A 12,834-nucleotide genomic window follows, 5' to 3' on the forward strand; every position below is an offset into this window, starting at 1 on the left:
ATCGGCGTCGACGGCCCGCCACAGGTACTTCAGCTCACCGTTGATCTTCACGAAGACCTCGTCCAGGTGCCACTTGTCGCCCGGCTGCACACGCCTGCGGCGCAGGCCGTTGGCGTAGGCCTGCCCGAACTTCATACCACCGCGCCGTGGAAGCCTGGATTCGTACTCTCCTCGACGGTGACCCGCGGTCCGAGCCTCGCTCCCGGCATACGACATGGGCCTACCTGGGTGAGATCCAGCCGGTGCGCTGGAGTGGTCCAGTCGCTACGACCACCTGCGCGAGGTCACCCGGGAGGACATCATCGCCGCCCGGGACGCTGTCACCGACAAACAGCGCGAGAGCCGGATCGTGGCGCTGCGGTCGCTATTCCGGCACGCGAAGAAGAACGGCCAGATCTTCCGCAACCCCACGATCCGCATCCCTGTCCCCCGACAGGTGTCGGCGTACGGGTCAACGTGGCTCTGGCAAGATTTTCGTAGCCGGAGATCATCCCGGTGTGAGGGTCGGCCGGTCCGCGTAGCGGCGGCGGAGGTGGGCGATCAGGACGACGCGGTGACGGAGAAGTGGGACGCTGGCGCGGCCGGCCATCAGGCGTTTCTGGAGCTTGACATCGGTGATGCGGCCTTCGTTGACTCCGGAGTTGTAAGGGGTGGTGATTCCCTGGGCGACGGCATGCCGGTCTTCGCGCAGGGCTCCGGCGAGGCCGGCGAGAGGGGCCAGTCCGCTGTCTGCGAGGTCGTTCAGCCACCTTGGCAACGATGTGGCGTCACGGTTGTCGAGCATGGCGGCGAACCGGCGGACCAGGTCGTGGGTGTGCCTGAGTTCAGGGCACTGGCCGAGGAGCCGGGGCAGGCAGTCGTTGATGTGTGGGCTGCGGCGGCCCGGATGGGTGGTGATCCAGCGGGCGGCTTCGCGCGGGGAGGGCGGCCGCGCGCGTGGCTCATCTAGGGGCAGACCCCGCCGCAGGGGTGCGACGGCCATTTTCACCCGCTGGTAGTGGCCGAGGTAGCCCTTGCCTTGGAGTTCCTCGTGCAGGATCTTCGCGCTGTGCTGTCCCTCGTCCCAGCGTTGTTGCAGGTAGTCGAGGTAGGGGTCCAGGGTGGAGGGCTTGCGGGGCGGGCGGCGCATCACTTCCTGCCAGGTGCGGGCCCGGGCGTACTTGCGCACGGTGCGGCGGTCCAGGCCGAGCTCCCGGGCCACGGAACTGTGGCTCCGGCCGGTGCGGGTCAGGGCGTGCACGGCCTCGAACAGCCTGCGGGCATGCCGCCCGGCCCGGGTGTCCGCCGCGGTGTTCCCGGCAGTCTCCTCGATCAGTTCGGGATCGGTCGCACGGGTCGGGGGCAGTGCTGCGGGCAGGCAGCCGCGGTGGGCGGAGGCGATGTCCTGGACGCGGCGGGAGAGGCCCTGCCAGAGGTGAAAGCGGTCGCTGACCTGCACGGCGTCGGGGGCACCAGCAGTGATGCCCTGCCGGTAGGTGAGGGATCCGTCGCGGCAGGCGACCTCGATACCCGGGTGCTTGCGGAGCCACTGGCTGAGCTGCTCCGCGTCGCGCCCTTCCCAGAGTGTGAGCGGGAGCCGGGTGGTGGCGTCGACCAGGAGGGTGCCGTAGGTATCGCCGTAGAGCGCGAAGTCGTCCACCCCCAGCACCCGGGGTGTCTCCAGTGGTGGAAGCGGCACCCGCATCAGCTGGGCCAGAACGGTGCATCGCGAGAGCGTGACGTTCAGGATCCGCAGCATCCGGGCACCGCCCCGGCCGGCCAGCACCACACCGATGGCCTCTACCAGGCGCTGCAACTGTGGGGTGCGCCGCTGGTAGCGCACGGTCAGCCCCGGCACTTGCTCGGCGAAGGTCGCCTTCGGGCAGGCCGGATTCTCGCAGTACAGGCGGCGTACGGACAACTCGATGCGAAGAGGCCGGCCTCCAAGAGTGACGTCGGCGAGGCGCCGTACATAACGGCTGTGACACCACGCGCTGAGCTGGCCGCATCCCGTACATCCCGCTGGAACACCGGATCTCGTGCGGGCGCGGACCGCCACGACAGCATCAGAGACATCGGCCGAGACCACCAGCATATTGGCCAACTGTGGTAATAGGACTGCAAGTTCAACAGAGCACAGTCACAGGCTGCCCGCTATGCGGACCGGCCGACCATGTCACCGGGATGATCTCCGGCTACGAAAATCTTGCCAGAGCCACGTTGGCCCGTACGCCGACAACAGGCCGGCGGCGTCCTCCAGGCCCTCGTCCAGGCGGACATCAACGAGGCCGTCGCCACCGCCACCACCCCAGACATCCGGCTCATCGTCGCCCTGGCCGCCGTCCACGCGGCACGGCCGAAGATGATCCGCACCATGCAGCTGGACGACGTCGACCTGGGCAACCGGCGCATCACCGTCGACGGCCACGTCCGCCCGCTCGACGACCTCACCTGCCGTGCTGTCCTGGACTGGCTCGATTACCGCCGCAGCCGCTGGCCGAACACGGCCAACCCCCACCTGCTGATCACCCAGAAGGCCGCCGTTGAACTCGGCCCGGTCGGCAAGCTCTGGACCACCCGGGCCACCCGCAACCTCACCGCCACCCTCGAACGGCTCCGCGTCGACCGCCAGCTCGAAGAAGCCCTCACCCACGGCGCCGACCCGCTCCACCTCGCACTGGTCTTCGGCATCGACGAGAAGACCGCCATCCGCTACGCGGACTCGGCGCGGGCACTGCTGGAACAGACAGCCGAGCACTCACCGTCGCCCTCGGGAAAAGAACTTGGCCCGGACTGACGGGACTTGAAGAATGACGGCCATGCAGATTCGACAGGCATGGCCTGATGATGCGTCAGTGGTCGCCGGTGTCTACGTGCGCTCCTGGCAGGCGGCCTTTGCCGGTCTTGTTCCCCAGCACTACCTCGACGCCATGGACCCAAGCCGCGAAGAGTCCGAGTGGAAGACACGGATTGCGGAAACACGGTGGCCGTCGTCGGGGGTACTGGTAGCCGAAACCGAGGCCGGGATCGTCGGATTCGCAAGTTTCGGCCCGTCTCAGGACATCTCTGTCACCGCGGAAATCGGCACGCTCTACGCGATGCCCGCGGCCTGGGGCACAGGGGTCGGAAAGCAGTTGATGGCGGCAGCATTGACGACTCTCGGACAGGCTGGCTACGCACAGGCCGTCTTGTGGGTACTCGAAGACAACGAACGAGCCCGGCGCTTCTACGAGGCCGCCGGCTGGCGCCCCGACGGCGCGGCCGTGGTGGACACGACCGGCGGGGCCGCTCTCAACAAGTTGCGTTACGGCCACCCTCTTGGTTAACCCGCTCTCGGGCGCCCAGAGAGCCAGGAAACGGCGTGGTCGTGAGTTGGAGTCAAACTCGCGGAACCAGCACCGTGAGGCACGGCGACGGACCCTTGGGTTCCCACCAAGAGCCCTTCAGTTTGCGTGAACCCGCGGGACTCTAGTAGGGCTTTGTTACGTCTCTGGGCAAGTGGCTGTTGCGGTGGTTTCCTGCCGGTATGAGGGCGGATGAACTCGTCGCGTGTCGGAACCGGTTGGAGGAGTTCGCTGGGGAGGTGTTCGCGCCTTTGGCGCGTGCTGACCAGCGGGCGAAGGGCGGGCTGTATCTGCGGGGCCTGCTGCTGGACGGACGTCGGAAGTCGATGCAGCCGATGGCCGAACGGCTCGGTGTGGACCACCAGCAGTTGCAGCAGTTCATGACGTCGTCGACCTGGCCGGTGGACACGGTCCGTGCCCGGCTGGCCCGCCGGGCGGTGGCGGTGGTCCGGCCGCAGGTGTGGGTGGTGGACGACACCGGCTTCCCGAAGGACGGGGTGTCCTCGCCCGGAGTGGCCAGGCAGTACTCCGGCACCCTGGGCAAGGTCGGCAACTGCCAGATAGGGGTCAGCGTCCATGCCGCGTCCGACACCGCGTCGTGCCCGTTGTCCTGGCGGCTGTTCCTGCCCGGCAGCTGGGACCGGCCGGAGGCTGCGGACCGGCGGGCCCGCTGCCGGATACCCGAGAGCGAACATCACCGGCCGAAGTGGCAGCTCGCGCTGGACATGGTCGACGAACTGGCCACTGTCGGACTGCGGCCCGCGGTACTGATCGCGGACACCGGTTACGGGGCGAACGCCGACTTCCGTCATGGCCTGGAAGACCGAGGCCTGGCCTATGCCCTGCAGGTCAAGGGCGAGATGACCGCCCACGCCGAGTCGGCCGTACCGCATCAGCCGCCCTACGGCGGGCTCGGACCGCGTCCGCTGCCCCGCTACCGCACCCGCCCGGTCAGCCTGCGCGAGCACGTCCTAGCCCAAGGACGCGGCAGCGCGTTCGCGGTCAGCTGGCGCAAGGGCTCGAAAGCCGCCATGTCCGCCCACTTCGTGTTCCTGCGGGTCCGCCTAGCCGGCCGCCGCCCGAAACCCGCCCCGAACGGTGTCATTCCACCGCGGTGGCTGATCGCCCAGTGGCCCGAAGGAGAGAACGAGCCGGTCAAGTACTGGATCTCCAACCTGCCCGCCGACATCCCCGCCCGCGACCTCGTCCGCCTCGCCAAGCTCCGCTGGCGCATCGAGCACGACTACCGCGAGCTGAAGACCACCCTCGGACTCGACCACTTCGAGGGCCGCTCGTTCACCGGCTGGCACCGCCACGTCACCCTCGTCACCGCCGCCCACCTCTTCCTGACCGAACAGCGGACCTGCCCAAAAGTCCCTGCCAGGGCCTGACCCTCTACCAGGCCCTGGCACTCCTCCAACACCTGCTGGCCACCTGGACCGGCACCTGCCCCACCTGCCGACAACCCACCCCATGGCAGACCTACGACACCACCTAACAAAGCCCTACTAGGCCGTGCCGTCAGCAACATGCTGTAGCCGTCGCGCCGGGGTACGAGGTACGCCGCAGTCCGCGCCTACGGTGCGTCCGTTTTGGCCTGTCGCTTCGCTACCGCGTGATCGCGGGCGTCCAGGTAAGACGTGATCCGCCCGGGGGCGTGGAGCATGAGCGCCGCCAGTTGCGACCCTGCCCACAGGGCGAAAGTCAGGGCCATCTCCCGTGCGTCCTCGACCTGGTGGCCGTCGCGGAAGTACCGCAGGTACAGGGCGCCGATGCGGACGAGCCGTTCGGTTCCGGCAGGGTCCTGCGGACGGGGATCCAGGTCTTCGGCGACAACCGACAGGATCGCGACCGCGGTGGGCCCTGCCAGGTGGGCGTGCTGCTGCGCCCGGTCCCCGACCTGCCCGACGACGTAGCCGCACAGTTCGGATGCCAGCCACTCGACCAGCATGCTCGGCGAGATCAAGAACGCCCGGCACAAGTTCGGCACCGCCATCTCCACCCCGGCCGGCAAGGACGCCATCGCCCCGGCCGAGGCGATGATGCGCGCCCTGTGGGAAGGCCAGACCTCCCGCCACGGCGGACAGGCACCCACGGTGCCCGAAACCCTGGAGGCCGCCCGCGCTGGCGTCCACCTGGCTGCTGCCTTGGTTCAGTGGTTCGTCTCCGGTGCGGTAGTCCGTACTCCCTGATCCGAAGCCAGGGGGCGCATGCTTCCGGCCACGCCTCTCAATTGTCGTCTTCATCAATGAGGAAGCCGCGCATAGGTTCTACCCGGCCTGGGGGGATAGGACGAACCGAGGGGATGGGACGAACCGGGTCGCCCCAGTCTTCCTCGTAGGCCCTGCGTATATGCACCGCGTTGAGGTCGGGGGCATCCCGGTGTGCCCGCATTGCACGGCCGACCGCTTCGCCCCTGGTGGGTACTTCGTCGTAGGTGTGTCGCGGATGTCGATTCGTTCCCTCGCTCACCGCCCAGGTGTAGCGGACCACCCAACCACGCAGGGACTCATCGGCTTCCAGCTCCTGCTCTGAAATCCACGCCCCTCTCCTCTCAACCCAGTAGAGGGACGCGCCGCGAACCGCGTCGTCCGCCGGGTCTAGATCGAGGATCGCCAACCTGGCTGCGTCGCTCAGCTGGCTGGGAATGACGAGCGTCGTCGCGGGGTGCGGGCCGTAGCGTCCGTGAGGGTCTGGGACAGCAGCCTCAAGCTCTCCTTGCGCGTTGTCCGACCGGGAGCTGCGCCTCAGCCGAATGCGCCCGAGTACGCGAACCGTCGACTCGCCGAACTGTTCACCGAGTTTCGTCGCCCACTCTTCGAGGAACGGCCCGAGTACTTTGACCGCCAGGAACCCCCCCAAGATCACCACTACTGGGTCCATCTGCGGGTGCATGGGCATGGATGGCCGCCACGCGCGGTATTTGTCCTTGCCCGGAGATACGGCCCAGAGGCGCGTCCGGGCTTCCTCGGCCAACTCCATCAGCGCAGCCAGTGCCCCGTCATAAGCCTTGCGGGCATTCGCGAGCAGCTTGCCCCGCTCGCCCACGCCGGACGAGTACTGTTCGCCCACTCTGGCAGAGGACGGCCCCCACGCGCTGTCGGGCTGTTCGAGCGGCTCGGGACCAGCGGCTTCCTCTAACTCCGCACCGCGCGCCATCAGCGCCTGGAACCGGGACCGGAGGATCTCGCGACCGTCTCCGGATGGCGGCGGAGGCAGGGCACGGGCGCGGTAGCCCTTGTCCTCGTCCGGAGTCACGGTCGCGCGGCGTGCCCGGGCTTCCTCTGCCAACTCCATCAGCGCAGCCAGCGCCCCCTCATAAGCATTGCGGGCATTCGCGAGCAGCCTGCCCCCCTCACGCGAGCCGGACGACGAGTAGCGCGCTCCCACGTCGACATAGGGCGCCCCAAACACACTGTGGGGCTGTTCGAGCGGCTCGGGACCAGCGGCTTCCTGTAACTCCGCACCGCGCGCCATCAGCGCCTCGGACACGGCCAGGAGGACCTCGCGAACGTCCGCGCAGCTCTGCGCGCGGACGATCCCCTGCCGACGGACCTCGTCGGCCTCTTCAATACGCCCCACCTCGTAGAGCGCCTGCCCAAGTAGCGACCACGCGAGAGCCTCCGCTCTCGTGTCGCTCTGCGCCCGGGCCTCGATGACTCGCTCCCAAGCCGCGTCGATGCCAAACGCTGATTTGCTCATGGGACCTACAGTGCCGCAGATAGAACAAGCCCGATGGAGAATCGTCTGCACGGGTTCTACCGGCGCCCCAACATGCGTGCCCCAGGCGTCCTCGGGTGCCAGCCACCAGCCTCCCGTTCAGCTCCGGTTGGTCGACATCCCGTGGCCGGTCCCGAGCGGATACGGCCGCCGCCACGACCTGCTCCAGATGACCCTGGCCTGGCGCGGCGACGGCGACCCCGTCGCCACCGCGTTCAGCGGGTACTACAAGTACCGGGAGCGCAGCTACTTCTTGCGCCAGACTGCTGACGCCATCGAGGAGGAGACGAACGCGCTGGCATTGGGCGTCGGGGAGTACCGTCATTTCACTCAGGACCAGGGGGACGAGGCGCTAGCTGTGTTCACGCAGCGGGTGGAGGCCTTCGCAACGAGCAGCGGCGGCGTGAGCAACAACTTGACCAGCCGGCAGACCAGACAGCTCCGCAAAGCACTCCTCCCGCCTGAGTGCCTGGGGTACCAACGCGTGTGGGGATCGGCAATCTGGTGCGCCTTCCGCTCCGACCACACCATCCCGAGCTGCGGTGCCACGCCCGCTCCAGCGGCTGGTGGAGTATCGCGCGATGAACGTCCGCCGCTGGGCCGGCATCGTCGAGGCCTGGGCGGTCGGCGACCAGCAGGGCCTGGACGACTCCTGGGAGGACGTCATCGTGGACCTGGGATCCCAGTGGGGCCAGTACGAGTACGTCACCAACATCGGATTCGCCGCGTAGAGCGCCCCCGTACGCCGTTCTGAGCGTCTGTCCGTTGCCCCGGGTCTTCCGGCCTGGGGCGACTGATCTTCGTGCTTCAGAAGGGCGCGCAGTGATCTTCGGGTGTCAGGTGCTTCCAGGTCGAGTTCGCCGACATCGACCGCGTCGAACTCAACTGCTCGGGTTGCCGTTCGGTCGGCGGAAACACGGACCGTGCGCTGTCAGTGGGGAGCGGTAAGGTACCTCCGCTTGTCAGGCGTGGTGCAGCCGTGGCGTGTTCGGCAGATGTGAAGTCGCGGCAAAAGCCGCTTATTTGGCACTCATTCGGGTGTGCCAATAGTCCCTCGTGAGTGTGATGCCTGTCACTCGTTGAATGATGGACTAGGGGGGTGAGCTGCCCCCTTGTGGGTTCTTGGCAGAAAAATGCGCAGCTCATCATGTGGGCATCGGTCGCCTTCTTCGGCCTTGGGGGGCAAGATGGGGACCGTCGCACGCCAGAAGGTGTGACTCACGTCACATGGCGGCGTTTTGTTGATTACGCGACAGTAACCAGCATCGGCAAGGCGAAGGCCCCACCCATCGCTCGCGAGGCTCGGGGCGAGGCCTTCTCTACACCGTCTGCAGCGTGGCCCCGGCCTTTAGGTCGGGGCTTTCGCGTTGTCAGCCCAGCGCGTCCCATCCGAGTTTGATGAGCGAGCCGATCGGACCGAGCCAGCGGATCCACCTGTAACGTCGATCCGCCTTCGTGCTGCAGCAGCAGTACCCGTCAGGCCTGTGAGCCATGGGGCATACCCCTTCCTGGATCCGCGACCTTCGCGAACTCCGCGGAGGCCAACGAGGCACTTGGACCCCAGGGGTAGGCGATACAGTACCCTCGCCGGAGCAGAGGTGCCGCTTCCCTCAGTCGCACCCGAAGTGCCTCACGCACGACACCCAGTGCCACTCTGAGTAGATGGCCAAGATCAAATGAGTGATCGTCGCGGCGTTTCAACGTCTCTGAATGCGCGGCCTCTTGACGAAGCGTCGGGAACAGCGTGCCAGTTCCGCCCGCAAGAGTCGCGTATCTCACACCATGACGGTCGTAGCCGTCGATTCCCGGCTCGCTGAGAGTTAACCCCGGTATCCGCCAAGCCGCGCCAGGGACTGACTGCCCTCGATGTCGAACCGGCCTGAAGTGTGGAACTGTCGTTCAGGAATCCGGATCCGGCAGTCTCGTCCGGCGGCTCCCGTCGCGAGGACCGTGTTGTGGCGGAGAATGGGTGCGCATCGTCATGGGGAGGGTGCACGGGAGATGGGGAGGCCGGGGTGCGGTTAGAGATGCGGGTCGAGTCCGCGGGGGAATTGCGGTCGTTGCAGGGGTGGTTGCGGTCGGACCCTGAGGTACGCAGGTCTGCCACGGTCGAGGTGCGGGGGACTGCGCCGCGGCCGGGGGAGATGGGCACGGCGATGGACGTGCTCCAGCTGGTGACGGGGAACGGATGGAGCGCGGCGTCGTTCGTGCTGGCCCTGGTCGCATGGCGGCAGACCCGGCCCCAACGGGGCCGGTTGGAGATCCACCGCGGGGACACGGTCTACGTCCTCACCGGCCATTCCGACGAAGAGGTCGAACGGCTGATCCGGGCACTCGACACCGACCACGATGAGGACGCGAGCCAGTGAGCGTGCTGCCCGACCCAGGGGCGTCACGAGCGGTCCTGGTGGGGACGAGCCGCTACCAGCATCTAGAGCAGCTGCCGGCCGTCTCGAACAACCTGCAAGCCCTCGCCGGACTCCTGTCAGGCCCTCTGTCCCTGCAACTGCCGACGCAGCACGTGGCCGTCGTCGAGAATCCGGCCGCCGCGCACACCGTGGTGAGCGAGGTGAGACAGGCTGCCGCCGAAGCCACCGACACGCTTGTCATCTACTTCGCCGGGCACGGGCTGATCGACCCGCAGGACACACTCAGCCTCGCCCTGCCGCACACCGAGTTCGGCCGAATCGAGACCGGCCTGCCCTACGACTGGCTCCGCCAGGCCCTTCTTCTGGACTCCCGCGCCGAACGACACGTCGTGATCCTGGACTGCTGCTACAGCGGCCTGGCCCTGGGACGGATGAGTGCGTCACCCGGCCTCGCCGACCAGGCCGCCGTGGAAGGCAGCTACCTCCTCGCAGCTGCAGCCGAGACCCGCACCGCCCTGGCACCGGTCGGGGACACCTACACCGCCTTCACCGGCACCCTGCTCGACACGCTGCGCCATGGCATCCCCGGCGGCCCCGCACTGCTGGATCTGGGAACCATCTACCGGCATCTACGTCTGACGCTGGAAGCCCGGGGGCATCCCGTTCCCCAGGCCAGGGACCGCAACAGCGGTGCCCGGGTAGCGCTCGGGCGTAATCACGCGGATCTTCCCGCTTCGTCGGCGGCCACTTCGCCCGACGCGGAAGCCGCCCTCCGTCCATGGCCGGATCCGTCGTCGATCCGCACCGTCACAGGGTTCTTCATCGGCCTCGCGGACGTACGCGTGATCAGCGGACTGACCCAACAGGCGGTCAGCAGGCGCTCGGCTGGACGGATATCGGCCGCCACCGTCAGCAGCCTGCTCAATCGCACCAGGCTTCCCACCACCTGGGGCACAACAGCTGCCTACCTGTCTGCCTGCGGGGTACCGGACGACCAGATCACGCACTGGCAGACCGCCTGGCTGCAGTTGCGTGAGAAGGGGCCGTCAGCGGACGGAGCAAGCCCCACAGAGCCCTCGCGGAAGGAGCCCGGGAAGGCAAGGACATGGGGGCGGCCTCTCTCGGTCTTCCGCCGTGAGCGCAGTCACTGACCGGAGACAGCAGGAGTCGAGGCGCCTGACGGATGCGGCTGGGGAGTGTTCCCGGAGTTGTCGGAGTCGCTCCCGAACAGAGTGTTCCATCCGGCCAGGAGCAGAAGGCCAGCCACCAGCACGATGCCTGCGGATGGCTTCTTCCACTTGGTAGAGGCCGACGACGGCTTCACGTAGTGCCCAGCCCGGTAGTACCCCTTGCGATTTTGTGCCACAGCTGCGCTTCCCCCTGATCGTTGAGACCGCTACTCGGCAGAGTCTTCCGGTGATTGATGCATGCCGGTTCCGGAATGGCTGAGTACGGCTGATTCCGTACTGCTGGGGCTGCGGCTCCATGGCTGGACAACCTGCGGGCGGCGGCAGCAACGGCTGGCATGGCTTCGTTCACGACTCGAATCGCGTCAGCAGTTGTTCACCGTTGCGGGAGGCGCCTGCACGGCGGCGATGTCGATGATCGCGGCTTGAGCAGCAAACGGACCACGGGCCTGGCACCCGGCAACGATGCCGCCACGACGGACCATCTGCCCCGTAGCCTCGTCGTGAACATCTGTGCATCGTCAAGGAGACGGACAGCTCGAGCCCGCTGATGCCACGGTCGGAGCCCTTCCGTCTACCGGGCCTCAGGACGCTGGGACATGGTCGGCTGACCGACGACAGCGGGGCCGGACGAGATCACCCTGTCCGGCCCCGCTGCTCACCAGCTGAAGCGAATACGAGGCTCGCCGAACGAACGCGCAATCGCTTCAAGGCCAGTCTGAGTCGTCATCAGCGTGAGTGAAGCCAGACACCGCCGTACGCCACGAGGGCGCCTCCAGCGGAAGTCGCTGCGCCGCGCAGCAGGTAGAGGCCGGCCTCGTTGCGTATCCGTCGTGCTCGTGCCACCCACCGGGATGTATTGGGGGGTTTCGATGCGGAGGCCGGAGCCGTAGTCTCGTTCATGGACTTGAGCTTCTCTTCCGTTGGGAATGTTCGGTCTTCTGCAGACGGCTCCCTGCCCACCAGGGGGCCGTCGCCGTTTCCGGTGACGGCACTGCCGTTGTCCGCCTGTTGAGACGTCACTGCGTCCTGTGGGGCGGATGACGTCAACGAAAGCACTCTGAATAGCGCCCTGACCAGCGAAAACGGCTCATTGGTAGAGAAAGTTCTTCTGTGTTTTCGTGGGACAAAGCAGGAAGAAGACGTGTCTTGCTGCGTCCTACTCTGTCCTGGCTGGGCGAGGCTGGCTTCTAGCTGTTTTCAATGGGTGTCATGCCGTGTCTAAGCTAGGCTCGTTGAGTTCAAGCAGGCTGTAGTGAGCTGGAGTTGGGCATGCCACAGATGTTGCGAATGCCGAGCGAGGATGAGCTCCCGCGTGGGCCCAAAAGGGCCTTCGTGGGCGAGCTGTACACCTACTTCCGTGCAGCAGGGCGCCCCTCACCGGCCAGCATCGCGGCAGCCGTTGCTCAGACGCACGACCCCGCCTCAGTGACTGTCAGTCGTGAAACAGTCCGCAGGCTCCTCAAAGGCGAGACCACCAGCACCTGGCCCAAAGTGAAAGCAGTGCACGAGGTTCTCTGCCACATGGCAGACCATGACCCGACGTGGAGAAGGTTCTCCGACTCCCCCGACTACGACGAGGACAACGACACCCGCACGCTTCGCGGATACATCCGCGATCTGTGGAACGACGCCATCGACGGTGTTGAACCTGATGACGAACAGGGCCTCCCTCAATTGGCGCCGGTTCCGCAGGCGTCTCCGCCGCCGGCCCCGACAGGGGGCTGGGGCACTCCGCAGCAGCCGCCGGATGATCCTTGGGCCACCGGAACACCGCAAAAGAAGACCAGCAGTCAGCAGGCGTACAGCGACGAACCTCCCTTCTGAACGCGGACGACTCGGCCTGCCCTGCTCCCCTGCGCTCGGGACCGCCGTGGCTATGCCCAGCGCATGCCGATGGCGGAAAGCTGCTCCATTCGGGAGGCGCTGACGCCTGGAAGCGGGGCTGTCTGTCGATGGCTTCGGACGGCGTTCTGCGGCATCGCCCCTCGTCGTTGTCGGACCACGCCCGCTCTCGGAGGTGACTCCAGGTGGTCGGGCCCGCCCCGACCACGGGCCGACGTAGGCCGACCACAGACCCGACCACCGCAGGCGGCCACGCTGCTCCTGGACCACGATCCCGGCCGCCGCGCTGGCATCCCGTTGCACGGGAGCCCGGCGGCCGGGTCGACCGGCGATGCGCTGCCCGTACGATGACCGGCGTGACCGTTCGCCGTGCCCTTGGCGCAGGCTCCC

Annotated in this window: 10 protein-coding genes and 2 pseudogenes; 8 read left to right on the top strand and 4 right to left on the bottom strand. The window is 67.2% G+C overall.

All coding sequences use genetic code 11. From position 1 onward, the window contains the following. Positions 1–114: pseudogene (locus EES42_RS42400) on the bottom strand (DDE-type integrase/transposase/recombinase); the annotation flags it as partial. Positions 115–487: 373 nt separating this feature from the next. Further along, complete coding sequence (locus tag EES42_RS42405; protein ID WP_164495560.1) at positions 488–2,074, bottom strand: ISL3 family transposase; 1,587 nt, start codon at positions 2,072–2,074, stop codon at positions 488–490. Between the two features lie 111 nt (positions 2,075–2,185). On the opposite strand from EES42_RS42405, the gene EES42_RS42410 reads away from it, so the two are divergent. From EES42_RS42410 to EES42_RS42420, 3 genes are all read left to right on the top strand, one after another. Continuing rightward, positions 2,186–2,776 carry a site-specific integrase gene (locus tag EES42_RS42410; RefSeq protein ID WP_124723522.1) on the top strand — a complete coding sequence of 197 codons (591 nt, stop codon included), beginning with the start codon at positions 2,186–2,188 and terminating at the stop codon, positions 2,774–2,776. Positions 2,777–2,798: 22 nt separating this feature from the next. Then, positions 2,799–3,305, top strand: a complete 507-nt coding sequence (locus tag EES42_RS42415) for a GNAT family N-acetyltransferase (protein ID WP_124723523.1) — start codon at positions 2,799–2,801, stop codon at positions 3,303–3,305. Between the two features lie 269 nt (positions 3,306–3,574). Continuing rightward, a complete protein-coding gene (locus EES42_RS42420) occupies positions 3,575–4,714 on the top strand; it encodes an IS701 family transposase (RefSeq protein ID WP_323187696.1) in 1,140 nt (379 codons plus the stop codon). Positions 4,715–4,899: 185 nt separating this feature from the next. Here the strand turns inward: EES42_RS42420 and EES42_RS42425 are convergent, their stop codons facing one another. Continuing rightward, a complete protein-coding gene (locus EES42_RS42425; RefSeq protein WP_124723525.1) occupies positions 4,900–5,274 on the bottom strand; it encodes a hypothetical protein in 375 nt (124 codons plus the stop codon). Here EES42_RS42425 and EES42_RS42430 point away from each other — a divergent pair. After that, the gene (locus EES42_RS42430; protein WP_241196952.1) at positions 5,273–5,515 is read left to right on the top strand and encodes a hypothetical protein; all 243 of its coding nucleotides are present in this window, start codon (positions 5,273–5,275) and stop codon (positions 5,513–5,515) included. The genes EES42_RS42425 and EES42_RS42430 overlap by 2 nt on opposite strands. Positions 5,516–5,552: 37 nt before the next feature. Here the strand turns inward: EES42_RS42430 and EES42_RS42435 are convergent, their stop codons facing one another. Next, on the bottom strand, positions 5,553–7,025 hold the full coding sequence (locus tag EES42_RS42435) for a hypothetical protein (protein WP_124723526.1): 1,473 nt from the start codon (positions 7,023–7,025) through the stop codon (positions 5,553–5,555). A gap of 548 nt (positions 7,026–7,573) precedes the next feature. Between EES42_RS42435 and EES42_RS42440 the strand changes: the two are divergent. From EES42_RS42440 to EES42_RS42455, 4 genes and pseudogenes are all read left to right on the top strand, one after another. Next, positions 7,574–7,774, top strand: a pseudogene (locus tag EES42_RS42440) (transcriptional regulator); the annotation flags it as partial. Between the two features lie 1,296 nt (positions 7,775–9,070). Continuing rightward, positions 9,071–9,412: an effector-associated constant component EACC1 gene (locus EES42_RS42445; protein WP_241196953.1), complete on the top strand. Its 342-nt coding sequence runs from the start codon at positions 9,071–9,073 to the stop codon at positions 9,410–9,412. Then, positions 9,409–10,563 carry a caspase family protein gene (locus tag EES42_RS42450; RefSeq protein WP_124723528.1) on the top strand — a complete coding sequence of 385 codons (1,155 nt, stop codon included), beginning with the start codon at positions 9,409–9,411 and terminating at the stop codon, positions 10,561–10,563. Before EES42_RS42445 ends, EES42_RS42450 begins: the two co-directional genes overlap by 4 nt. A gap of 1,371 nt (positions 10,564–11,934) precedes the next feature. Next, positions 11,935–12,426, top strand: a complete 492-nt coding sequence (locus EES42_RS42455; protein ID WP_124723529.1) for a single stranded DNA-binding domain-containing protein — start codon at positions 11,935–11,937, stop codon at positions 12,424–12,426. Positions 12,427–12,834 lie beyond the last annotated feature (408 nt).

The sequence above is a fragment of the Streptomyces sp. ADI95-17 genome, assembly GCF_003846175.1.
Classification (GTDB): domain Bacteria; phylum Actinomycetota; class Actinomycetes; order Streptomycetales; family Streptomycetaceae; genus Streptomyces; species Streptomyces sanglieri.

Excerpts from the sequence above, each read along its gene's own strand:
- EES42_RS42405 (WP_164495560.1), bottom strand. The coding sequence starts at position 2,074 with ATGCTGGTGGTCTCGGCCGATGTCTCTGATGCTGTCGTGGCGGTCCGC.
- EES42_RS42415 (WP_124723523.1), top strand. The coding sequence starts at position 2,799 with ATGCAGATTCGACAGGCATGGCCTGATGATGCGTCAGTGGTCGCCGGT.
- EES42_RS42430 (WP_241196952.1), top strand. The coding sequence starts at position 5,273 with ATGCTCGGCGAGATCAAGAACGCCCGGCACAAGTTCGGCACCGCCATC.
- EES42_RS42425 (WP_124723525.1), bottom strand. The coding sequence starts at position 5,274 with ATGCTGGTCGAGTGGCTGGCATCCGAACTGTGCGGCTACGTCGTCGGG.
- EES42_RS42435 (WP_124723526.1), bottom strand. The coding sequence starts at position 7,025 with ATGAGCAAATCAGCGTTTGGCATCGACGCGGCTTGGGAGCGAGTCATC.
- EES42_RS42445 (WP_241196953.1), top strand. The coding sequence starts at position 9,071 with ATGCGGGTCGAGTCCGCGGGGGAATTGCGGTCGTTGCAGGGGTGGTTG.